At 45.7% G+C, this 24,273-nt stretch carries 22 protein-coding genes; 18 read left to right on the top strand and 4 right to left on the bottom strand.

Annotation, left to right across the window (positions count from 1 at the left end; translation table 11 throughout):
* Window positions 1-110: 110 nt before the first annotated feature.
* From pilM to OC193_RS14275, 18 genes are all read left to right on the top strand, one after another.
* Entirely contained in the window at window positions 111-1,136 is a 1,026-nt protein-coding gene (pilM, locus tag OC193_RS14360) for a type IV pilus assembly protein PilM (protein WP_048663002.1), read from the top strand.
* Complete coding sequence (locus OC193_RS14355) at window positions 1,120-1,719, top strand: PilN domain-containing protein (protein ID WP_048663001.1); 600 nt, start codon at window positions 1,120-1,122, stop codon at window positions 1,717-1,719. The genes pilM and OC193_RS14355 overlap by 17 nt, the downstream gene beginning before the upstream one ends.
* Window positions 1,712-2,323, top strand: coding sequence for a type IV pilus inner membrane component PilO (locus OC193_RS14350; protein WP_048659164.1), 612 nt, complete (start codon window positions 1,712-1,714; stop codon window positions 2,321-2,323). Before OC193_RS14355 ends, OC193_RS14350 begins: the two co-directional genes overlap by 8 nt.
* A complete protein-coding gene (locus OC193_RS14345) occupies window positions 2,310-2,828 on the top strand; it encodes a pilus assembly protein PilP (RefSeq protein WP_048663000.1) in 519 nt (172 codons plus the stop codon). The genes OC193_RS14350 and OC193_RS14345 overlap by 14 nt, the downstream gene beginning before the upstream one ends.
* Before the next feature lie 59 nt (window positions 2,829-2,887).
* A complete protein-coding gene (locus tag OC193_RS14340) occupies window positions 2,888-4,582 on the top strand; it encodes a type IV pilus secretin PilQ (RefSeq protein ID WP_048662999.1) in 1,695 nt (564 codons plus the stop codon).
* 176 nt (window positions 4,583-4,758) lie between these two features.
* Complete coding sequence (gene aroK / locus OC193_RS14335) at window positions 4,759-5,277, top strand: shikimate kinase AroK (protein ID WP_017061125.1); 519 nt, start codon at window positions 4,759-4,761, stop codon at window positions 5,275-5,277.
* A gap of 25 nt (window positions 5,278-5,302) precedes the next feature.
* Window positions 5,303-6,391 carry a 3-dehydroquinate synthase gene (gene aroB, locus OC193_RS14330; protein WP_048662998.1) on the top strand — a complete coding sequence of 363 codons (1,089 nt, stop codon included), beginning with the start codon at window positions 5,303-5,305 and terminating at the stop codon, window positions 6,389-6,391.
* A 79-nt stretch (window positions 6,392-6,470) separates the two neighbouring features.
* A complete protein-coding gene (locus OC193_RS14325; protein ID WP_048662997.1) occupies window positions 6,471-7,988 on the top strand; it encodes an SPOR domain-containing protein in 1,518 nt (505 codons plus the stop codon).
* Window positions 7,989-8,057: 69 nt separating this feature from the next.
* A complete protein-coding gene (locus tag OC193_RS14320; protein WP_048662996.1) occupies window positions 8,058-8,903 on the top strand; it encodes a Dam family site-specific DNA-(adenine-N6)-methyltransferase in 846 nt (281 codons plus the stop codon).
* 204 nt (window positions 8,904-9,107) lie between these two features.
* Window positions 9,108-9,782 carry a ribulose-phosphate 3-epimerase gene (gene rpe, locus OC193_RS14315; RefSeq protein WP_017068835.1) on the top strand — a complete coding sequence of 225 codons (675 nt, stop codon included), beginning with the start codon at window positions 9,108-9,110 and terminating at the stop codon, window positions 9,780-9,782.
* A 102-nt stretch (window positions 9,783-9,884) separates the two neighbouring features.
* The gene (locus tag OC193_RS14310; RefSeq protein WP_048662995.1) at window positions 9,885-10,571 is read left to right on the top strand and encodes a phosphoglycolate phosphatase; all 687 of its coding nucleotides are present in this window, start codon (window positions 9,885-9,887) and stop codon (window positions 10,569-10,571) included.
* Window positions 10,572-10,722: 151 nt separating this feature from the next.
* Complete coding sequence (gene trpS, locus OC193_RS14305; RefSeq protein ID WP_016796005.1) at window positions 10,723-11,739, top strand: tryptophan--tRNA ligase; 1,017 nt, start codon at window positions 10,723-10,725, stop codon at window positions 11,737-11,739.
* 385 nt (window positions 11,740-12,124) lie between these two features.
* A complete protein-coding gene (locus tag OC193_RS14300) occupies window positions 12,125-14,719 on the top strand; it encodes an ExeM/NucH family extracellular endonuclease (protein ID WP_048662994.1) in 2,595 nt (864 codons plus the stop codon).
* A gap of 200 nt (window positions 14,720-14,919) precedes the next feature.
* Window positions 14,920-15,498 (top strand): aminodeoxychorismate/anthranilate synthase component II, encoded by a 579-nt coding sequence (locus OC193_RS14295; protein WP_017068833.1) that lies wholly within the window; start codon window positions 14,920-14,922, stop codon window positions 15,496-15,498.
* Window positions 15,499-15,962: 464 nt separating this feature from the next.
* Window positions 15,963-17,174 carry an aspartate aminotransferase family protein gene (locus OC193_RS14290; protein WP_048662993.1) on the top strand — a complete coding sequence of 404 codons (1,212 nt, stop codon included), beginning with the start codon at window positions 15,963-15,965 and terminating at the stop codon, window positions 17,172-17,174.
* A 107-nt stretch (window positions 17,175-17,281) separates the two neighbouring features.
* Entirely contained in the window at window positions 17,282-18,301 is a 1,020-nt protein-coding gene (gene astA, locus OC193_RS14285) for an arginine N-succinyltransferase (RefSeq protein WP_048605373.1), read from the top strand.
* A gap of 39 nt (window positions 18,302-18,340) precedes the next feature.
* Window positions 18,341-19,798 carry a succinylglutamate-semialdehyde dehydrogenase gene (astD, locus tag OC193_RS14280; RefSeq protein ID WP_048662992.1) on the top strand — a complete coding sequence of 486 codons (1,458 nt, stop codon included), beginning with the start codon at window positions 18,341-18,343 and terminating at the stop codon, window positions 19,796-19,798.
* A 213-nt stretch (window positions 19,799-20,011) separates the two neighbouring features.
* Window positions 20,012-20,803, top strand: coding sequence for a DUF1338 domain-containing protein (locus OC193_RS14275; protein ID WP_048659154.1), 792 nt, complete (start codon window positions 20,012-20,014; stop codon window positions 20,801-20,803).
* A 182-nt stretch (window positions 20,804-20,985) separates the two neighbouring features.
* On the opposite strand, the gene crp is transcribed toward OC193_RS14275, so the two are convergent.
* The 4 genes from crp to OC193_RS14255 form a co-directional block, all read right to left on the bottom strand.
* A complete protein-coding gene (gene crp / locus OC193_RS14270) occupies window positions 20,986-21,618 on the bottom strand; it encodes a cAMP-activated global transcriptional regulator CRP (RefSeq protein ID WP_004729651.1) in 633 nt (210 codons plus the stop codon).
* Window positions 21,619-21,857: 239 nt separating this feature from the next.
* Window positions 21,858-22,727 (bottom strand): phosphoribulokinase, encoded by an 870-nt coding sequence (locus OC193_RS14265; RefSeq protein WP_010435210.1) that lies wholly within the window; start codon window positions 22,725-22,727, stop codon window positions 21,858-21,860.
* A gap of 77 nt (window positions 22,728-22,804) precedes the next feature.
* Window positions 22,805-23,017, bottom strand: coding sequence for a YheU family protein (locus tag OC193_RS14260; RefSeq protein WP_010435208.1), 213 nt, complete (start codon window positions 23,015-23,017; stop codon window positions 22,805-22,807).
* 107 nt (window positions 23,018-23,124) lie between these two features.
* Complete coding sequence (locus OC193_RS14255) at window positions 23,125-24,117, bottom strand: hydrolase (protein ID WP_048663030.1); 993 nt, start codon at window positions 24,115-24,117, stop codon at window positions 23,125-23,127.
* Window positions 24,118-24,273 lie beyond the last annotated feature (156 nt).

Below are 24,273 nucleotides of genomic sequence, written 5' to 3'. Positions count from 1 at the left end.
CTTGTACTCTAGGCTAAAAACTTAGCTTTCGTTTATTAACGCTTATTTAACTAATAATCACAACCCCTAGATAATCAACGAAATGCTTGGCACTTCAGGAGCTAGGTCACATGGGTTCATCATTAATTACAGGTATAGATATAAATCATCACAGCATCAAAGCCGTGGTACTAAAACCCGTGGGGGAGTTGTATGCCCTAGTGGGATACAAAGAGCTGCCGATTTCGGACGACATTTTTACAGCTAACCATACTTTGGAGTATCAGAAAACTGTTAAGAAACTTAAAGAACTTAGGAAAGGACTGCCTTTTGGTTGTCGCAACGTCGCCATTTCGGTACCTGATAACACTGTGATCAGCAAAGTACTACAAATAGAGAGTGAGTTAGAAGACAGAGAAAAAGAGTTTTCTATCTATCAAACCTTCGCCCATCAATCTCCCTTTCCTATCGAGGAGCTGAGTTTAGATTTTGTAAAGCTGGAAGACAAACGATTTGGTAAAGGTTCGACAAGCAGTTATCAGGTATACGCCACTCGTAAGGAAGTCGTCGATAGCCGAGCGGATGCATTAACTAAGGCTGGTTTTAAACCTGTGGTGGTAGATACACAGGCACATGGGCTGCTAAACATCTGGCAATTAGCTTCGCGCTTGTATCCCGATAAGAATAACTGGCTGCTGGTGGATGTTGGAATCGACCAAACGTCGTTAGGAGTTATCCCGCAGAATTCAGCGCCTTTCTATAAAGACATCGCTTTTGGTACTCAAGCTCTTCGCAGCACGGATAACCCAAGTGATATAGAAGGTGTGTTCGGCACGGCTGAAGATACCCATCAATTCATTGTTCATTTGATTGAGAAGCTCAAGCGCCAATTACAGCTCTATTCATCGGGAAATGCGCAGCAACCTATCTCTGGGATCTGGCTGATGGGTGAGGGTGCGAGCATCCCAATGGTAACCGAAGAGTTAGAGCGCCATTTTCAGCTGAGCTGTGAGTCATTGAATCCTTTGTCTCTGTTTGATAACAAGGTCGCCAAGAGACGTCGACTGCCAATGGACTGGCAACACTTTGGTATTGCCGCGGGTATGGCGATGAGTGGACTCAAGTGGCAGGGAGAAAAGCATGTTGCATCAAATTAACCTGCTGCCGTGGCGTGATGAGATTCGTGCTCAGCATAAAAAGCGTTTTGTTCATTTAGTTATTCTTGGCGTCATGTTTGCGCTTGGTGGGCAATGGGTGGTCGGTAACTACTTTTATGACCAACAAGCCAGGCAGCAAGCGCGCCTCAATTATCTTAATCAATACATCGCTGAGCTCGACCGACAAATTCAGTCATTAAAAGTCGCCGAACAAGAGCACAAAGCCATTCTCACTCGACTTGATGTGGTGGAGTCTTTGCAGCTTGGCCGCAACAAAACCACCGACTTCATGAACCTGATGCCAGAGCTGATTCCTGAGGGCGTGTATGTCGACAAGATAAAGATGAATGGTCAGGAGATTGAGATGTCGGGCATCAGTGACAGTACCGCTCGTCTTGCGACTATGTTGGACAACTTAGAGCGCTCAGATTCCCTGGAAGGGGTCGAGATGCACTCTATCGTTCATAACCGCAAACGCTTCAATAAAGAATTTCAGACCTTCAAGGTCTCTTTTGTGTTTAGCCCTGTCTCTTTAGAAAACACAACCGCGAGCAGAAAAGAGAAGGAGACGCATCATGGCTAACCTTCAAAATAGAATGAGCTTGCAAGATCTCGATGTTGATGAGATCACCGAGTGGCCATTGCTGCCTCAGCTTCTCGTGATTCTGGTGTTGATAGTGTTAATCCAAGGTGTAGGCACTTGGCTTTATGTGTTGCCACTCGACGATGAACTGCAACAGATGAAGCAACAAGAACAAACCTTAAAGACGACCTTGCGAATTAAGGCCAATAAGGTTGCAGCCTTGCCTAAATTGCAGAGTCAGCTGGATGAACTAACCAGTCGCTACGATTACCTGTTAGAGCAGCTGCCTGTTCAAAAAGAGCTAGCCAGTATGTTGGCGTCTGTGAATGAACTCGGCTTGGATAATTCGCTGACCTTTACTCGAATCGATTGGGGACAAAAACAGAACAAGGAGTTTCTCTATCGTTTACCGCTCAATATCGAGCTGACGGGTGACTACCATGAGATTGGTGACTTTTCGGCTGCCATCGCTAAGCTGCCGCGCATCATTAGCTTTGATGATGTGAACTGGCAGCGAGTTAGCCAAGAAAGTAGCACTCTGCACTTTAGGGTTCGAGCTTATACCTACCAGTTTAAATCGGAGGTCAATGATGAAACCCAATAGCGCGCTTTACTCAATCGTGTTGCTGCTTGCACTGTCAGGCTGCAAAGCAAATCAGGATTCACTCCCAGACTTCGTGGCACAGGTTGAAACTAAGGCGAGAAAAGATGTCGAGCAACTTGTCCCAGCAACTGAATTCACGGCGGCGACTTATCAGCGCCGAGCCTTTAGTCCTCCCTTTGAACTTCCTAAAGAAGCCATTGTGCAAAACCAGCCTTTGGTTAAGAAAGACTGTTGGCAACCTAGCGCTCGCTCTCGTAACGGAAAGTTAGAGAAGTACCCGCTGAGTAAGCTTCGTTTAAGAGGTGTAATGGGCAGTGGTTCAAGTGTGTTTGGGCTAGTGCAAACACCGAAAGGCAACGTGGTAAACGTCAAGAAAGGCCAGTTTATCGGCCTAAACAATGGCCGAGTTACTAAGGTGACCAGCCAGTACGTTCAGATTAATGAAACTCTTCCAGATGGCTTAGGTTGTTGGCATAAGCGCAACGTTAGGCTGGCTCTGAAGTAAACCAATGTCACATGATGTGGATATGAGATGTAAATATGATTAAAGGAATAAGTGAGTTAATGAACAAAGGGCTGAAAGGCTTGATGGTGTCTGTGATGTTGGTTTTTAGCGTATTTAGTTACGCAGAGAGCTTACCAAATAAATTAGAGAATATTGATTTTAGGGTTAATAAGGATAAAGACGCCGTCATTATCATTGAGCTAGCGACCAGCACCGCTGTGGTGGATGTTCAACGTGCTCAGGAAGGGTTAAGTATCGAGTTGATCAATACTCAGGTTGATGATGACAAGCTTTACCTACTAGATGTAAAAGACTTCGCTACCTTGGTTGAAGGTATTGAAGTCTATAAAGAGACACCAAGCACTCGGCTTCTAGCGACGATTAGCAATGACTATCAGTATGAATACAATCTAAAGGGACGTTTTATTGAGGTGGTGATCAGCAAACCAGTTATCGATGAAGTGACCAAAGAAAAAAGCGTTCTAGAGAAAGAGGGCAAGCTGATATCGATTAACTTCCAAGACATCCCAGTACGAAATGTCCTGCAGCTGATTGCTGACTATAACGATTTTAACTTAGTCGTATCTGATTCGGTCGCCGGAAACCTCACTTTACGTTTAGATGGCGTACCTTGGCAGCAAGTTCTCGACATTATCTTGCAAGTTAAAGGATTGGATAAGCGCGTGGATGGCAATGTCATCTTGGTTGCGCCGAAAGCTGAGTTGGATCTTCGAGAGCAACAAGCGTTAGAAAAATCGCGTTTAGAAGAGGAGCTTGGGGAGCTTAAGTCGGAAATCATCAAGATTAACTTTGCTAAGGCCACCGATATTGCCGACATGATTGGCGGTGAAGGTGCGGTCAGCATGTTGTCTGATCGCGGTTCGATTACCATTGATGAGCGCACTAACTCTTTATTGATTCGTGAGTTGGAGGAGAACATTTCCGTGATACGAGGCATCATTGAATCCTTAGATATTCCCGTGAAACAGGTGCAGATAGAGGCGCGTATCGTGACCGTCACTGAGGGTAATCTTGATGAGCTTGGCGTGCGCTGGGGTGTTTCCTCGACCAACGGAAGCTTCACCGTTGGTGGTTCAATAGAAGGTAATCATCCATCACAAATCACACCGTATGACGATGATGGTGGCAACAGTGCAATTGATGACTACCTCAACGTTAACTTGGGGGCGACATCGCCGAATGCATCGAGCATTGCTTTTCAGGTCGCCAAGCTTGGGTCGGATACTTTGCTCGACCTTGAACTGTCGGCACTTCAACAAGAGTCGAAAGCTGAGATTATTTCTAGCCCACGCTTAATCACCACCAATAAAAAGCCCGCTTATATTGAGCAAGGTACTGAAATCCCTTACTTAGAGTCTTCTTCAAGTGGTGCAACGTCGGTCGCATTTAAGAAAGCGGTATTGAGCCTCAAGGTGACGCCGCAGATCACACCCGACAATCGTTTGGTATTGGATTTGAGCGTGACTCAAGATAGACCTGGGCAAGTGGTCAAGACCGGAACAGGGGAAGCGGTAGCAATTGACACGCAAAGAATAGGTACGCAAGTGCTTGTTAATAATGGTGAAACTGTCGTTCTTGGCGGGATATTTCAACACAGCGTAAGCAGCACGGTGGATAAAGTTCCTCTGTTGGGAGACCTGCCAGTTTTGGGTGCATTGTTCCGTCGCAGCTATGAAAATGTGGGTAAAAGTGAACTACTTATTTTTGTCACACCCAAAGTTGTGATTCAGTAATGAACAATTAGATTAAAAATAAAGTTGCATTAGTGGCACCTAACCTTGATAATTTCGGGTCTTATCACGAATTATCTGTGAGGAATCGGTGCCACGGGCCTTTTAATTTCAGTACTTGTACTGACCTACCTTGTGGCGATGTCATTGAATTAACGTTGTAAATTACTGCTAAAAACATGGCTGAGAAACGCAATATTTTTCTTGTTGGCCCAATGGGCGCCGGCAAAAGTACAATTGGTAGACACCTAGCTTCCCAACTTCATATGGAGTTTCTAGACTCTGACACTGTGATTGAAGAGCGCACTGGCGCAGACATCGCATGGGTTTTTGATGTTGAGGGCGAAGAAGGTTTCCGTAAGCGCGAAGAATCTGTAATCAATGATCTGACAGAAGAACAAGGTATTGTTCTTGCGACAGGTGGTGGTTCAGTGTTGAGCAAAGAAAACCGTAACCGTCTATCTGCACGAGGCATTGTTGTATACCTAGAGACAACAATTGAAAAGCAACTTGCTCGCACTAACCGCGACAAGAAACGCCCTCTACTTCAAACAGACAACCCGCGTGATGTGCTAGAAGATCTAGCTGTATCTCGCAACGCACTATACGAAGAAGTGGCGGACTACACAGTTCGTACTGACGACCAAAGTGCAAAAGTGGTAGCCAACCAGATCGTAAAAATGCTAGAAGAACGTTAAGTTCATTTTTTCGGAGAGCAAACCCATGGAACGGATTACGGTCAATCTAGCTGAGCGTAGCTACCCTATCTCTATTGGCGCCGGGTTATTTGAAGACCCGGCGTACCTTTCTTTTTTATCAGGCAAACAGAAAGTTGTTGTTATCAGTAATGTGACAGTAGCGCCTCTTTATGCAGATAAAATTTTATCGCTATTGGAGCAAGTAGGCTGTCAGACATCTCTTCTCGAGCTGCCAGACGGTGAACAGTACAAAACCCTTGAAACGTTCAATTCAGTGATGAGCTACATGCTTGAAGGAAATTACAGCCGCGATGTGGTGGTGATTGCTTTAGGTGGTGGTGTAATCGGTGACTTGGTCGGTTTTGCTGCCTCTTGTTACCAGCGCGGTATAGATTTCATTCAAATCCCGACGACCCTTCTTTCTCAAGTGGACTCTTCTGTTGGTGGTAAAACCGCAGTAAACCATCCTCTTGGTAAGAATATGATCGGCGCTTTTTACCAACCGAAATCTGTGATCATCGATACTAACTGTTTATCAACGCTTCCAGAGCGTGAGTTTGCAGCTGGCATTGCTGAGGTGATCAAATACGGCATCATTTACGATGAAGCCTTCTTTGATTGGTTGGAGCAGAATCTAGAGAAACTTTATCAACTTGATGAAGAGGCACTGATCACCGCGATTGCTCGTTGTTGTGCAATTAAGGCTGAAGTGGTGGCTTTAGATGAAAAAGAGTCAGGAATCAGAGCGTTATTGAACCTAGGTCATACATTTGGTCATGCGATTGAAGCAGAACTAGGCTATGGTAATTGGCTACATGGTGAAGCTGTGTCGTCAGGCACTGTAATGGCAGCGAAAACTGCTCAATTACAGGGGCTGATCTCTCAGCAGCAACTTGAGCGAATTATTTCTATACTCAAGAATGCGAAACTACCAATCCATACGCCAGAAAGCATGTCTTTTGAAGACTTTATGAAGCACATGATGCGCGATAAAAAAGTGCTGTCTGGTCAGTTGCGTTTGGTATTACCAACAAGTATTGGTACTGCTGAAGTGGTTGCTGATGTGCCTCAAGACATCATTAAACAAGCGATCGATTTCTGCCGTACTCTTTAAATTTGGTTGTGAGGTTGCCTAGCTAAACTCTAGGAAACTGAAGCGTTTTACTGATCGATCTTATCAGTAGGGATCCCCAATGAGTTTGGCTCATGAATTAAGAGTATTAGAGTTAGAATCTCAAGTTGAGCTGCTAGAGCGCTTACAGCTTTTGACTAACTTTGGTTCAAACCTAGTCACGGTTGCTGGTAAAACTGGCTCGGGCCGTTCTTGGTTAGCTCAGCGTTATCTGGAAGCGTGGTCGACTGAAAAAAATCAGTGTTTACTGCTTTGTCATCCAAGCCAAGACGATCAACAACGCCGCGCGCTTATTCTTAGCCAAATTGTTTCTGATCCCCTGTTTAATCAACATGATTCTTTATCAGATAGCCTGACTAGGTTACTGGATGGAGAGCCGTGTAATGTGGTTATCGTCGTTGATGATGCCCAACGACTTTCTGAGCTATTGGTATCCGAATTATGGATGTTGGTACTAGAAGCTCAATCAAACCCTCAATGGACGATCAATATCGTTCTCTTCTCGGAACCTGGCCACTTAGATACGTTATTAACGCGTTTGAGTTACGGTCAACAACACAAGCCTATCGATCTCGAGATCGATGACCTTTCGCAACCAGAAGCTGAACATTTCTTTGAATCACTGGTGATTCGATATGTTGATGATGAGTCTGAAACTCGCGTGCGACGTGCGTTTAGTAAAGCGCAACCTCTGCCCGGTGAGTTAATGGCTTTAGGAGAATTGAAAGTGGAAAAAAGGATTATTATTCGCTCAATTATTGGCTCACCGATCAATATCGCGATTGTGGTGGCCTTGTTGTTGGTTTTAATTGGTGGCGGCTATTGGTGGATGTTCAGTCAGCCAACACCAGACGATAAAGCGCAGTCGCTTATCGCACCGATTGAACAGACAGCTATCCCAACTTTTGAAGTGGAAAGTGGTACCGAGCAAGCTGGTATCGACGGAATGGTAGATTCTGAAACCGAAGCTGACATGAGTTACCAAGGCGCTGACGACGATAGCTCATCTTTGCCGCCAACTGTCGTTGAAGATACCGCGAGTGTTGGGGAAGTGGAACAAGATCAGCAACGCGTTGTGATCACTTCTGACGTGGTTGATGCTCTGCTTGATGATAAGCCTGAAAGTGCCGATACCAGCGCGATTGATGCGGCTGTTGAGGAAAATACAGAGGCAGCGGCTAGCGCGCAACCTGATGCAGCACAAGCCGAACCACAACCAACAGTTGATGAAGAATCAGATCTAACTGATTCAACACCGCCGACTAAAAAGATTACCTTCTCATTTGCTCGTGAAGAGTTACAAGCTATCTCGCCGCGCGCGTATACCTTGCAGTTGAGTGCGATGACCTCATTGGAGGATGTGCAATCCTTCATTGAAGAATATGACCTTGAGAACAAGGTTCGTATTTACCCAACACTTCGTAACGACACCAAGTGGTTTATCATCACTTATCAAGATTACCCAACGATTCAAGTGGCGCGAGACGCGGTAAGTACGTTATCAAAACCCCTTCAACAGTTGGAACCTTGGGCAAAATCGATGAATCAAGTGCATCGAGAGATAGAACGTGCGAAATAACCCTGAGCTTAGCCTCAAAATATGTTACATTCCGCAGCCTTATTTTTGAGTTGATAGATAGAGCAGTAAATGAAAAAGCAGCGTGCCTTTCTAAAATGGGCTGGTGGTAAATATGGCCTAGTTGAAGACATCCAACGTCACCTGCCACCTGCTCGTAAATTGGTAGAACCGTTTGTCGGTGCCGGCTCAGTATTTCTGAATACTGACTTTGAACAGTACCTGCTTGCAGATATCAACCCCGATCTTATCAACCTGTACAACCTACTTAAAACCGATCCTGAAACTTATATCACGGAAGCGAAGCGCTGGTTCTGTCCAGAGAACAACCGCAAAGAAGCCTTCTTAGATATTCGCGCTGAGTTCAATGGTACAGATAACGTCATGTATCGTTCGTTGGCTTTCTTGTATATGAATCGATTTGGCTTTAATGGCCTATGTCGTTACAACAAGAAGGGCGGTTTTAACGTCCCATTTGGTTCTTACAAAAAACCTTACTTCCCAGAAGCCGAGCTGGAGTTTTTTGCCGAGAAAGCGAAAAAGGCCACCTTCGTCTGTGAGGGATACCATGAAACCTTTAGCCGCGCGCGCAAAGGCTGTGTGGTTTACTGCGATCCTCCATACGCACCGTTGTCGAACACGGCTAACTTTACCTCATACGCAGGTAATGGCTTTAGCTTAGATGACCAAGCTGCATTGGCGGATGTTGCTGAAAAAGCAGCAATGGAGCGTGGTATTCCTGTTTTGATTTCAAATCACGATACGACACTAACGCGTCGCTTATATCATGGTGCGGAGTTGAACGTGGTTAAGGTGAAACGCACCATCAGCCGTAATGGCGCTGGGCGTAATAAAGTTGATGAGCTGCTGGCGCTTTTCTATAAAGAGAAAAACCAGCAACACACATCAGCGGAATAGTTCTGGTCAGAACAACCGCCAAACTCATTAAATTGAGTGACCAACGGATACTTTCTTAAACTAATCTTTCGAACTGCTAGGATCTGCTTAGGTGCTTAGGTAGAATTGCACACCAAATAGTCTTGGGCTTGAGTCTTGTATTTGTGTATGAGATATCACTAAGACGGTGACATTCGTAATTTACTCACTCTTAAGAGGTTTGGTATGAAAGATTTTCTAATCGCTCCATCGATTTTGTCTGCAGATTTTGCTCGTCTTGGTGAAGACGTAGAAAAAGTACTCGCAGCTGGTGCTGATGTTGTGCACTTCGATGTGATGGACAACCACTACGTACCTAACCTGACTTTTGGCGCGCCTATTTGTAAAGCGCTGCGCGACTACGGTATTACTGCTCCTATCGATGTTCACCTTATGGTTAAGCCTGTGGACAGTATTGTTCCTGAGTTTGCAAAAGCGGGCGCATCAATGATTACCTTCCACGTTGAAGCTTCAGAGCACATCGATCGCACTCTACAGCTCATCAAAGAGCACGGTTGTAAAGCGGGTGTGGTTCTTAACCCTGCAACACCGCTTTCTTGCCTAGATTACATCATGGACAAAGTAGACATGATTCTACTAATGTCTGTGAACCCTGGCTTCGGCGGTCAATCTTTCATTCCTCACACGCTAGATAAACTACGTGCTGTTCGTAAGCTGATTGATGAGTCAGGCCGCGACATTCGCCTTGAGATTGATGGCGGTGTGAAGGTGGATAACATCCGTGAAATCGCAGAAGCGGGTGCAGATATGTTCGTTGCGGGTTCTGCTATCTTCAACCAACCGGATTACAAAGAAGTGATTGATGAGATGCGTGCAGAGCTTGCAAAAGTAAACGCATAATCGTAAAACTACAGATAGATTGAATATTAAGGGGCTCATTGGCCCCTTTTTTACGTCTTATCGCTCAACACATAAGACGAATATAATTAATAGGAAAGTAAGATGTCATTAAGCTCAATAAAACTGATCGCCTTTGATTTGGATGGAACCTTGTTAGACAGCGTGCCTGATTTAGCTGTCGCCGCTGACCAAGCTTGTCAGGAGCTGGGTTTCCCTTCAGTGAGTGAAGAACAAGTTCGCGACTATGTTGGCAATGGTGCTGACGTGCTTATCGGGCGTTCACTCAGCCGTAACCTAACTGTTGATCCAAGCCTAGAACCTGAGCTGCTGAAGAAAGCACGCATCTTGTTTGATGATTTCTACGAGCAGGGCGGCCACAAGCTGAGCCACCTTTACCCATCAGTAAAAGAGACGCTGGCAGAGCTGCATAATGCGGGTTTCACTATGGCGCTTGTGACCAACAAACCATCGAAGTTTGTACCCGACGTTCTGGCGCAGCATGGTATCGATAAGTACTTTGTTGATGTTTTAGGCGGCGACTCTTTCCCAGAGAAAAAACCGAATCCAGTAGCGCTGAACTGGTTGCTAGAAAAGCACAACGTTAAAGCGGAAGAGATGTTGATGGTTGGTGATTCAAGCAACGACATCAAAGCGGCTAAGAATGCGGGTTGCCACTCGTTTGGTCTGACTTATGGCTACAATCACGGTGAGCCAATTTCAGCATCAAACCCTGACTATGTGGCGGATAACGTTGCTCAATTACTAGATGTCGTTCTAGTTTCAGCATAAAGCGGACAAAAGTTAGCTAACCCACTAGCAAAATACTTATCAATGAGTACACTGGATGAGCCGCGCAGAAAGAGCTGTGCGGCTTTTCTATATTTAAGTTAAGAAGCTAAGCGTTCAATAAACTTAGCGAATAAGCAAAGGAATTAAAACCATGAGCAAGCCCATCGTATTGAGTGGTGTTCAACCATCTGGTGAACTAAGTATCGGTAACTACTTGGGTGCTCTACGTCAATGGCAACAGATGCAAGATGATTACGATTGCCAATACTGTGTTGTAGACCTTCACGCAATTACGGTTCGCCAAGACCCGAAAGCACTGCATGAAGCGACTCTAGACGCACTCGCAATCTGTCTTGCTGTCGGTGTTGATCCAAAGAAGAGCACGCTATTTGTTCAGTCACACGTACCAGAGCATGCTCAACTTGGTTGGCTTCTTAACTGTTACACGCAAATGGGTGAACTGAGCCGTATGACTCAGTTTAAAGATAAGTCTGCACGTCACTCAAACGACGTAAACGTAGGCCTATACGACTACCCAGTGTTGATGGCTGCAGACATCCTGCTTTACGGTGCTCACCAAGTGCCAGTAGGTAGTGACCAGAAACAACACCTAGAGCTAGCGCGTGATATCGCAACTCGTTTCAACAACATCTACGGTCCTGAAACGCCAATCTTCCAAGTGCCAGAACCTTACATTCCAACAGTGAATGCACGTGTAATGAGCCTGCAAGATGCGACTAAGAAGATGTCTAAGTCGGATGATAACCGTAAGAACGTGATTACTCTGTTAGAAGAGCCTAAGTCGATCATCAAGAAGATCAACAAAGCGCAAACTGATGCAGAAACACCGCCACGTATTGCTCACGATTGGGAAAACAAAGCGGGTATCTCTAACCTAATGGGTCTTTACTCAGCAGCGACAGGTAAAACGTTTGAAGAGATCGAAGCGCAATACCAAGGTGTTGAGATGTACGGTCCATTCAAGAAAGATGTAGGCGCAGCATTAGTTGAGATGCTTGAGCCGATTCAAGCTGAATACCACCGTATCCGTGCTGATCGTGCTTACATGGACGCAGTAATGAAAGCGGGTGCTGAAAAAGCGTCTGAGCGTGCTGCAGTAACACTGAAAAAAGCATACGAAGCAGTAGGTTTTGTTACTCGCCCATAGGGTGAACTAACACGACTCGCTTGAAAATTTGAGCCCAAAGTAGCTTCTGTTTACTTTGGGCTTTTTAATGCCCATTCCATTTACCTTCCTCGAAAACCCCTTGTTTGAATTGATAATTTACGCAGTATCTGACTAGCATATCCATCATGTTAATGCTGTGCAGATGATCTTATTCAGCACTTCTGAACTTTATAAATTCATACTCATTTCTATATATGTTGGAAATATATAACGTGCCAAACAATTGATGATTCCAAAGTGATAAGTTCCTCATTTTCTTGCCAACTGACTTATTCCTTTCATAAATAAACCTGATAGTTACCACAAAATACATGACTGCCCATAGATGGCAGTGACTATAAATCAATGAACTCAGGTGAAACGGATGGCTCTTTTACACAAACCTTCATTGCTAGCAGTGGCAATTGGTAGCTTGTTAACCACAAGCGCACACGCTGATTTGTTTATTTCACAATATGTGGAAGGCGGCAGCTACAACAAAGCGGTTGAGATCGCCAATAACGGCGATAGCAGCATTAACTTAGATGGTTACTCACTGGCGAAGTCTGCCAATGGCAATGGATCATGGGGCGCCACTTTACCTTTAGATGGCCACGTTTTAGCGCCCGGTGAGGTGCTTGTTGTTGCTCATACCAGTGCTAGTGATGAGATTAAGGCGGTCGCTGACATTCTAAATGCTTCATTGGCTAATCATAATGGTGACGACCCGCTAGCTATCTTGAATGCAGATGGTTCGGTGCATGATGTTGTTGGTTTGATGGGTGATGTGGACTGGGGCAAAGATGTTACTTTGGTTCGTGCGACACAAACACCTTCTGCGACGTTTGATGCTTCACAATGGGTATCGCTACCAAAAGACAGTATTGAAGGGCTAGGTTCACTAGACAGTGTTGAGCTGCCAGAAGCCTTTACTTGTACAGAAGATGGCTCAGACCCGGTATTTACCACCATTCAAGAGATCCAAGGCGAGGGTGCAACATCACCGTTCATCGATGGCTACCCGTACATCACCGACGATGAATACTTCGTAAAAGGTGTAGTTAGCGCAGTGACTACTGGCCTAACCAAAGGCTTCTATCTGCAAGCGATTGAGGATGACTTCAATTCAAGTACCTCTGAAGGTCTATTTATTCACACTAACCAGTCAAGCTCAGATTTAGTTGCGGGTGATGTGGTGTGTGTGAAAGGTAAGGTTCAAGAATACTACAGCCACACTCAGCTTAAAGTTGAAAACAACCAATGGCTAAAGCAGGGCGAACAGCAATCCCCTGAAGCGACGGCGATTGAAGCGCTAGACAGTGATGAGAACTTCGCTGCAACGCTTGAACGCTACGAAGGCATGTTGGTGAAAACAACCGAAGCGCTTGATATGCGAGTGACGCGTACCTTCGGTTATGACTACGCAGGTCGTCGTAACAACATGGTATTAGCCCATGAGCGTATCAACATGCAGCCGAACCAGCTTTTTGCTGCCGGTTCTGATGAAGCGAAACAACAAACAGAAGACAACGCTGATCGTCGCCTTTTCGTAGAAACGGATCAAAAAGCGGGTGACGGACAAGTTCCTTTCTACCCAGATTTTGGCCGCACTGACATCGACCAAGATGGTTCGACCGAAGACTACATCCGTATCGATGACACCATTGTTGGCCTAGAAGGTGTGTTGACTTACAGCTACGGTGAGTACCGTTTAATTGCGACTAACCAGATCTCGGCTGAAAACTTCGTTCGTAACGACCCACGTACTGACAAGCCAGATATGGATGAAGGTGACCTACGTATCGCGACCTTCAATGTACTGAACTACTTCAACTCTCCATTTGGCGGTGACGCGAACCAGCACGGCAACAACCGTGGCGCGAACACCATTACTGAGTTTGAAATGCAGCAAGAGAAGATTGTGAACGCGATTCTTCGTCTAGACGCTGACATCATTGGTTTGATGGAAATTGAGAACAACGGCTTTGGTGAAGGTTCTGCTATTCAACAGCTTGTTAACCAGCTGAATGATCGCATTGAGCGTAAGAAAGACCGTTATACGTTTGTCGCTGTTGATTCAAATGAAGATGGCGTAACCGACGAGATGGACTCGATTGGTACTGACGTAATCACAACCGGTGTTATTTACCGTAAAAAGGTAGTTAAGCTAAAAGACAGCCGCGTTATCGCGATGCCAAGCCAACAAGCACCAGAGGTGTTAGACGATTCAGGTAAGGTGATTGAGGACGGTAAGAACTACCAGCGTGACTCATTAGCGCCAACCTTCAAGGTCAAAGGTACCAAAGAGAAACTGACCGTAGCGATTAACCACTTTAAATCTAAAGGCTCTAAGTGTTGGGAAGATGCAGCACCGGTTGAACAGGGTGGTCAAGGTGGTGTTGATGCCGACAAGCAAGGCTCATGTGAGAACTTCCGCGTAGCTGCGGCGGTGGCACTGGGTGAAGCGCTCGATGGTATCAAAGGTCACAAAGTGATCCTGGGTGATATGAACTCGTACGGCATGGAAGATCCAATGCTGGTGCTAACGGATTACTCTGAAGAGAAATACGGTAAGCAAATCAAAGCGGCTCGTAACACTTACATTGATGGTGTTGAACAGTTTGGTGATAACGGCGCGGTGATTACTAAGAACTACGGTTACATTAATGCTGTGGCTCAAAAGCACCCAGACAGCTGGAGCTACTCATACAATGACGAAGTGGGCGCACTGGATCACCTGTTGATCAGCGACAGCCTGAAAGACATGGTTGTGGATGCAACTGACTGGCACATTAACGGTGGCGAATCGACGTTGTTTGACTACAACGAAGAGTACAAAGGCGATCTGCCTAAGTACCAAGATCACTTCCGTTCATCGGATCATGATCCTGCGGTTCTTGAGCTAAGAGTCGGCGGTTCATTCGGCTTGGGTGCATTGATGTCATTGTTTGGTCTAGCAATGTGGCGTCGTCGCAAGTAGCTAAATCGTAAGTAGATTGGCAAGCCATACAAGCAAGCCAATTCAGATAACTTAAGGCTATCTGTAAACAATTAAGGTCAACTTAGGTTGGCCTTAATTATTGGCTAAATGCAGTTTCCACTTGCCTTTCGCTATGGGTATTGCACAATACCGCCCCTATATCTCCCAATCCTTTAGTATTTAGCAAACGATTTCGACCCATGTTACTTATCATCGATAACTACGACTCTTTTACCTATAACTTGTATCAGTATTTCTGTGAGTTAGGGGTAACTGTAAAAGTTGTTCGCAACGATGAGATTGATATTGCGGGTATTGAATCGCTAAATCCTAGTCACCTTGTTATCTCGCCGGGTCCTTGTACACCGGATGATGCGGGCATTTCTCTACAAGTCATCGAACACTTCGTTGGTAAACTGCCGATCTTAGGAGTGTGTCTTGGTCATCAAGCCATTGCCCAAGTGTTTGGTGGTGAAGTGGTGAGAGCCAGACAAGTGATGCACGGTAAAACCTCTCCGATACGCCACAATGGCAAGAGTGTTTTTCAGGGATTGAACAACCCATTGACCGTGACACGTTACCACTCACTCGTGGTGAAAAATGGCACGCTACCAGATTGCTTTGAACTGACGTCTTGGACGGAGTTTGAAGATGGCAGCATGGATGAGATCATGGGTTATCAACACAAAACCTTGCCGATTGATGCGGTGCAATTTCACCCTGAATCGATTAAAACAGAGCAAGGACACCAACTTCTCGCTAACTTCCTAGCACGCTAAGTGTTTAAATTTGACCCTTTCTCCGCCTAAATAAGCCAGTTAAACCTGTCAGCCCATTCGTTAAGCGTTTAAATTCGGGCTTTACGCGCCTCTCTCCCTCTGACGCCGATCACTTTTTATAACATTTCTCTCTCGCTTCGCTAAGTTTTTAGCCTATGCAAAATTATTCGCGTTATTTCCTCTCGAACCCTATATACCGCTGTGCCAGTAAGGCTTTGCTATTGCTGGTTATACGTTTAGGTAAAAAAAGCTTCATAAAACAGATTAATTGATGCATAAATAGTCATAGGTAGTGACGTTTAGCTGGTTGTTAGGGATGGCTAAAGAATAATCTACTATTGAAAAGGTTAATTAAATGTAAATATAATGCTGCAGCGGGATTATGGCGAGACAAAATATCTTTGTCTCACTTATGAACCATTACGCTTATTTGCGAAGCTTGCGGTATCGAGAAGGAATGTACGATGACAGTGGAAAATAAAGTAGAACGTAGTCTGTTTAATGAGGTGATGGTGCCTTGTTATAACCCAATGGAAATGATCCCAGTAAAAGGGGAAGGCGCACGCGTTTGGGACCAACAAGGCCGAGAGTATATCGACTTTGCTGGTGGTATCGCTGTGAGCTGTTTGGGTCACTGTCACCCGGCAATGGTTAACGCAGTTACTGAGCAAGCAAACAAGATTTGGCACCTAAGTAACGTGATGACCAACGAACCTGCACTGCGTCTAGCGAAAAAGCTAACCGACGTATGCTTTGCAGAAAAAGTATTCTTTGCCAACTCTGGCGCAGAAGCGAATGAAGCTGCATTGAAGCTAGCTCGTCGTTGGGCGGCGGATGTTCACGGTCCTGAGAAATCTGAAATTATTGCATTCAAACAAGGTTTCCACGGTCGTACTTTCTTTACCGTAACGGTTGGTGGTCAAGAAGCTTACTCTGATGGTTTCGGTCCTAAACCGGGCGATGTGACTCACCTGCCTTACAACGATATTGCAGCGCTAGAAGCGCACATCTCTGATCGTACTTGTGCAATCATGATGGAACCTCTGCAAGGCGAGGGCGGTATCATCTCTCCAACGTCTGAATTCGTGAACACGGTTCGTGAACTGTGTGATAAACACAATGCACTGCTTATCTTTGATGAAGTGCAAACGGGTAATGGTCGTACCGGTAACTTTTACGCTTACCAAGGCCTAGGTGTGACACCAGATATTCTAAGCACGGCTAAATCTCTAGGTGGTGGTTTCCCTATCGGTGCAATGCTTACGACCACTGAACTCGCGACACATCTAAAAGTGGGTACGCACGGTTCTACTTACGGTGGTAACCCACTGGCGTGTGCTGTTGCAGAAGCGGTTGTTGATGTGGTTAGCCAACCTGAAACATTAGCTGGCGTGAAAGAGCGTGAAGCACTGTTCCGCGATGGTCTAGCTAAGATTAACGACAAGTACCAAATCTTCAGTGAAGTTCGTGGTAAAGGCCTACTACTAGGTGCTGCACTTAACGAAGAGTGGCAAGGCCGTGCACGTGACGTATTGGTAGCAGCAGGCGAACAAGGCTTGATGGTACTGGTTGCGGGTGCAAACGTGGTTCGTTTCACGCCATCACTGGTTATTACTACACAAGAAATTGAAGAAGGCTTATCAAAACTAGACAAAGCAATCGCTACGCTAGTTTAGCCTGAGCGGCGTCATAGGAATGATCGCCAATAGAGCGATCCCATGACGTTCTGCTAAAGGCCCAAGCTTCTGGTTTTGGGCCTATTTTGCATCTGGAGGGAATATTGATGCTAGTTGTTCGCCCAATAAAATTATCTGATTACGATGCGCTGCATACCTGCGCGGTTGAATCTGGTCACGGATTCACATCTCTTCCGGTTAACGAAGAACTGTTAACTAACCGTATTACTCACTCTGAATACAGCTTTGCCAAGCAAGACGTGACTGAGCCCGGTGACGAAGGCTACCTGATGGTTGGCTTCGACACAGAAACCGGTGAAGTTGCGGGTACGACTGGCATTGAAGCCTCAATTGGCTGGGATGTCCCGTTCTATTCGTACCACATCAGCAAAGTGGTTCACTCATCGCAGAAGCTTGGCGTGAATAACGTCGTGAAGCTGCTGACTTTCGGTAATAACTACACTGGATGCAGTGAAATCTGCACACTGTTCTTGCGCCCGGCTTTCCGTGGTGGATTGAATGGTCGTTTGATGTCTAAGTGTCGTTTCTTGATCATGTCTGAGCACCCAGAGCGTTTCTCGAAAACGATTTTTGCTGAGATGCGTGGTGTATCGGATGCAGAAGGTAATTCTCCTTTCTGGCAATGGCTGCAAGAGCATTTCTTCTCGATTGATTTCACGCTTGCCGATTACCTAACCGGTATCGGTAAGAAAGGTTTTATTGCTGACCTAATGCCAAAGCTGCCTATCTACGTGAACCTATTGAGCAAAGAAGCTCAGGCGGTGATTGGAGAGGTTCATGACAATACGCGCCCTGCACTTAAGTTGTTGGAACGTGAAGGTTTCACTAACCGTGGCTATGTCGATATCTTTGATGCAGGCCCAACGGTTGAGTGTGATCTAAGAAACATCGAATCGGTGCGTCACTCAATTAGAGCACAGGTTCAAATTGCAGAGCATTCTAGCTCTAAAGACTTCCTAATTGGTAATACCTCGTTTGAGAACTTCCGCGCAGTAGCCGCGAAAGGTGCGTATGACCAAGCAAGCGACACAGTGATTTTATCATCTGAAGTAGCGAGCGCTCTTGAAGTAAAAGAAGGCGAATTCGTTCGCATGTTGGCTCAGTAAGAGCGGCGATTATCTGTCGAAGATTTTAAGGATAGAAGTATGACTCAGTGGATAGCAGGACAGTGGGTGGCAGGTCAAGGTGACGCCATGACATCAGTAAGCCCATACAACAATGAAGTAGTGTGGCAGGGTGATAGCGCAACACCAGCGCAGGTTGAATCTGCAGTAGCAGCAGCTCGTGAAGCCTTCTTGGTTTGGAAAAAATTGAGCTTTGCAGAGCGTGAAGCGATCGTGTTGAACTTTGCTGAGAAGGTAAAAGAGAACAGCGAAGAGATTGCACAGATTATTGCAAAAGAGACGGGTAAACCGATTTGGGAAACTCGCACTGAAGCGGGCGCGATGGCAGGCAAGATCGCCATCTCTATCCGTGCTTACCACGAGCGTACAGGTGAAGCTTCACGTGAAGCGGCTGGCAACCAAATTGTACTTCGTCACCGTCCATTGGGCGTGATGGCGGTATTTGGCCCTTACAACTTCCCAGGTCACTTACCTAACGGTCATATTGTTCCAGCTCTGCTATCGGGCAACACCGTAGTCTTCAAGCCTTCAGAGCAGACACCTTGGACGGGTGAATTCGCAATGAAGCTATGGCAAGAAGCGGGTCTTCCTGCTGGCGTAATCAACTTAGTGCAAGGCGCTAAAGAGACAGGTATCGCACTGGCTGATGCTAAAGGTCTTGATGGCGTGCTATTTACGGGTAGTGCGAATACTGGTCATATCCTGCATCGTCAATTCGCGGGCCAACCGGGCAAGATGCTGGCACTAGAAATGGGCGGCAACAACCCTATGGTGATCAGCGACCAATACGGTGATGCAGACGCAACGGTATACACTATCATCCAATCGGCGTTCATCAGTGCGGGTCAGCGTTGTACATGTGCTCGTCGCTTGTATGTGCCTGTTGGCGAGAAGGGCGATCTGCTTCTAGATAAACTGGTCGCAGCTACGCAAAAGATTCGTGTCGATCAGCCATTCGCTGAACCTGCACCTTTCATGGGCCCTCAGATCTCTGAAGCTGCAGCTAAATTTATTCTAGACGCGCAAGCTAATCTGCAATCGTTAGGTGGTGTCAGCCTAGTAGAAGCAAAAGCGGGTCAAGCGGCGTTTGTTTCTCCGGGCATTATCGATGCAACCAATATTGCTGACCTGCCAGATGAAGAGTACTTCGGTCCATTGCTGCAAGTGGTTCGTTACCAATCGCTAGAGCAAGCGGTCGAGTTAGCTAACGACACACGCTTTGGTTTGTCTGCAGGCCTTGTATCAACAGACGATTCTGAATGGGAATACTTCGTTGACCATATCCGTGCGGGTATTGTTAACCGTAACCGTCAGCTAACAGGCGCAAGTGGTGATGCACCGTTTGGTGGTCCGGGTGCTTCAGGCAACCTACGTCCAAGTGCTTACTACGCAGCTGACTACTGTGCTTACCCTATGGCTTCAATGGAAGGTGGCGAAACTCAACTACCAGCATCGTTTAGCCCAGGTATTGAGCTTTAATTTAGGCTAATGAGTCTTAGGCTCATTGGTTAAGCTTGAAATAGGGAAGTGGTGTTATCGCTTCCCTTTTCCATCCCGTCCGACACCTAGATTGGGCGGTAGATAATAATAGAACAAGTATGTCACAGGCTGATGGCTGCTGACTCTGTGTCTCAGCCTCTCCCTTTCTAATCCAAATTACTAGCTTGCTAGAACCTCTGACAAGGAGTCACCATGACGCCCGATCTACTCTTTAAATCACTATGGGACGATTACATTCACAGGCTGTGTCCATCGGCTGAGAAAGTGCATCACTTGCTGAAAGAAGATGAAGCGCTGATCAACGACCATATTGCACTGCGTACTTTTAATGTTGCCCCTCTCGGTATTGAAACACTAGCTAAGCCTTTCCTGGAACTGGGTTACAAGGCGTGTGGCGACTACCTGTTTGAGAGCAAGAAGCTAGTGGCTAAACACTACGAGCACCCAGACCCGAAGCAGCCAAAAGTGTTCATTAGTGAATTGAAGGTCGAAGAGTGTTCTAGTGAATTACAACAGATCGTTGCTAAGTTAGTTGAGCAGGTTGATGCAAGCAAGCTTCAAGGTCATGAGTTCTTGTTTGGTGGTCGCCAATGGGATTTGAGTTTCGCTGATTTCCAAGTACTAGCTAAAGAGAGCGAATACGCATCTTGGCTAGCGGCTCATGGATATGGTGCAAACCACTTTACGGTAAGTGTGAACCAGCTGAATAACTTTGATGAAGTGCAGGCGGTGAATGACTACCTGAGCGAGTCTGGCTTTACTATCAACGCATCTGGCGGTGAGGTTAAAGGCTCTCCAGAGGTCTTATTAGAGCAATCATCAACAATGGCAGACAAAGTCCCAGTTTCATTTGTTGAAGGCAATGAGATGATTCCAGGCGGCTTCTATGAGTTCGCTAAGCGTTATGCGATGGTCAACGGTGAGCTTTACACAGGTTTTGTGGCCGCATCGGCGGATAAGATCTTTGAGAGCACCAACGGTTAATAAAAGGTACGAGAACGGACTTATCCTAGATATGCGAGTACGCTTCGCTTCTAGGAAGTTTACAAATAGGATTCTGTGAGTTCTTCTCGTTTCTCGTATCTGTTCTATAGATCTTTAGAAAACAAAAAAGCCACCAAATTTGCATTTGGTGGCTTTCAAATTTTTGGCTCAGTTAATCGAGATTAACGAGTGCCGTATACCACGATAGTTTTACCGTGTGCAGAAATTAGGTTCTGCTCTTCTAGCATCTTCAAGATACGACCAACTGTCTCACGAGAACAACCAACGATCTGGCCAATCTCTTGACGAGTGATCTTGATTTGCATGCCGTCAGGGTGAGTCATTGCATCTGGCTGTTTCGCTAGGTTTAGTAGCGTTTGAGCGATACGACCTGTTACGTCAAGGAACGCTAAGTCACCAACCTTTTGGCTAGTTACTTGTAGACGGTTTGCCATTTGCGCTGAAAGACGCATTAGGATATCTGGGTTCACTTGGATAAGTTGACGGAATTTCTTGAAAGAAATTTCAGCTACTTCACAAGGAGATTTAGCACGAACCCAAGCAGTACGCTCTTGGTCTTCTTCGAACAAGCCAAGCTCACCGATGAAGTCGCCTTGGTTTAGGTAAGAAAGAATCATTTCCTTACCTTCTTCGTCTTTGATAAGAACTGCCACAGAACCTTTAACGATGTAGTACAAGGTTTCTGCCTTTTCACCAGCATGAATCAAAGTACTTTTTGAAGGGTACTTATGAATATGACAGTGTGAAAGGAACCACTCTAATGTTGGATCGGTTTGAGGTTTACCTAGAACCATAATATCTCACTTCCTCTGCAGGGTATGCTTGCCGCTTTCCGTATTTTAGCTAAGCCTGGATTGACTTGTAGGATAAGAGCACTCGTTGAGCGCTGCAAGCTATCTTGTGTTTCGTTTAAGAATAGTATCCTTTTTCAGGTACTATTTCTTGATTTTAATCGTGACCAAGCTACGATTTTTTACGCAAAATTGTGCACATGATCACGGTATGAAAAGTAATCAACCAGAATGTCGTTTTGTTAACCTATTTTTCCGGTTTCGATAAGTTGTTGCAGGATTGGCCTCACAATGAGCTCCATAGCAAAACTCATCTTGCCGCCTGGTACCACTAGTGTGTTATGACGAGACATAAACGAGCCATCAATCATAGCCAGAAGGTAGGGGAAATCGACGTTTTTGATGCCACGCAAACGTATAACTACGAAGCTTTCGTCTAAACTTGGAATTCCTTTGGCGTTAAGTGGGTTCGATGTATCTACGGTTGGAACACGCTGAAAGTTTATGTGAGTGCGCGAAAATTGCGGGGTAATGTAGTTGAGGTAATCATCCATTGAACGAACAATGGAGTCCATTACCGCTTCGCGTGAGTGACCACGATCGCGAGTGTCACGAACGAATTTTTGAATCCACTCTAGGTTTACGATGGGCACCATGCCGATCAGCAAATCGACGTGTTGAGAAACGTTAATGTCGCCATCAACCACACCGCCGTGCAAGCCTTCGTAAAACATCACATCGGAATTTTCCGGGATCTCTTGCCATGGCGTGAAGGTGCCCGGCATTTGATTGTAAGGCACGGCTTCATCAAAGGTGTGCAGGTAGCTTCTTACTTTACCTGTACCTTCGTTACCGTATTTACGGAAGAACTCTTCTAGCGCACCAAAGTCGTTGGCTTGAGGACCAAAGTAGCTGATGTGCTTACCTTGCTCGCGCGCTTTACGGATCTCGACATCCATCTCTGGACGTGTGAAGCGATGGAAACTATCCCCTTCAACCCAAGCTGCCTTCACGTCCATCATATTGAACATTTTGCGGAAGGCTTCTGAGGTAGTGGTGGTGCCGGCTCCAGATGAACCCGTCACCGCAATAATTGGATGTTTAGCGGACATGACAACCCTTGTCTTTTGAGTAACTTACTTGTTAGCAATCGTTTACCACTATAACACGGCTCCTTTATGAGCGCAGCTTAGAAGCGTTTTGTGACTTGAATATCAACGGTTTCATGGAGTTCAGAAAACACGATGCTGACTTCTCCTGAAGCTAATTGATGTTTCACTTGGTCAATCTTGTTTTGCAGTGAAACCTCTACGTCGCCGTAGTCTGTGCCTTCACGCAGCACGAACTCTTTGATGAGGTTTTCCAGTGTCTCTGGTGCAATGTCTTGCCATGGGATGATCATAAATACTTCTCTCTTTTATGTTCATGGATATGTTCATAGATATGTTTATTGATGTAGAAATATGTGTGCTTAGTAATGTTTTGCTTCTATTTACTAAGGCTCGGTCATTATGCCGAATCTTGGATACTTTCATAGTAGGCAGGCAAGGCTTCTTCTAACCAAAATCTTGGCTTGAGTGTGCTGCCAGTAATAAACCCAACATGTCCGCCTTTTTGGAACAGTCGATAATCGATGTTATCGGGTAGAACGAACTTTGGGATCACATCATCGGTCATGAAAGGGTCGTCTTTGGCATGAATGATCTGCGTCGGCAGTTTAATCTTGTTGAGCTTAGGCAGCGCAGAACATTGCGCATAATAATCTTGGGCATTTTTGAAGCCGTGCAGCGGTGCAGTGATTCGTTCATCAAACTCATACAGTTTGGTGATGTTCTTGATGGCTTCAGCTGTGATGCCAAGTTTTTCCTGTAGCAGGTTAACTTTTTTTAGCGCATTCGATTTTAGAGAGTTGAGCAGGTACTTCTTATAAAGCTTGGAGAAACCGCGCTCAATGCGACTAGAGCAACACGCTAAGTCAAATGGAGCAGATACGATTGTCGCCGCCGACAGCAATGGGTCGTCTGCGTACTCAGCTAAATAGTTCGCCAGCATGTTTCCACCTAAAGATATGCCAACCGCAACCTTAGGGTTATTCGGAAACTGCGCGTGTAGGTGTCTTAGGAAAAAGCGCGCATCTTCGACCTCACCTGAATGGTAAGCGCGAGCCAGGCGATTGGGTTTTCCGCTGCAGCCTCTGAAGTGCATCATTACCGATAACCAACCATCTTTAGCAAATGCATTCATCAGTCCGTTGGCGTAAGGGCTCTCAAAGCTACCTTCTAAACCATGGAATAGAACGAATATCGGCTTGTTACTTCGATCATCATTGCTTGGGTTGTCACCGTCGGGGGATTCGCTCCAAGCAAGATCAAGAAAGTCACCATCGGGAGTTTCTAAGGTTTGCCAGTGAGGATGAAACAGCGCCTGTTTTCTAATAAACCGTGGCACTAAGGTTTGTAAGTGCGGATTAGAGAGACCAGCGGCTGCGGTAAATATTGTCATAAAAACGATCCATGCTTCTTTGATGGGCTTTGATAACGTGTTGAGCTTGCAGTGAAACGCCCACGTTTTTATTTGAGCTTGGTTGATTCTCGGCATAAGCGCAAGGCTTTCACTTGTACGAGATACAAAAACAGGCTATGGGTAACCAGTTGCATA

Origin of the sequence: Vibrio crassostreae (assembly GCF_024347415.1) — a bacterium.
In the GTDB taxonomy this organism is placed as follows: Bacteria; Pseudomonadota; Gammaproteobacteria; order Enterobacterales; family Vibrionaceae; genus Vibrio; species Vibrio crassostreae.
This window is presented reverse-complemented; position numbering and strand designations above follow the sequence as displayed.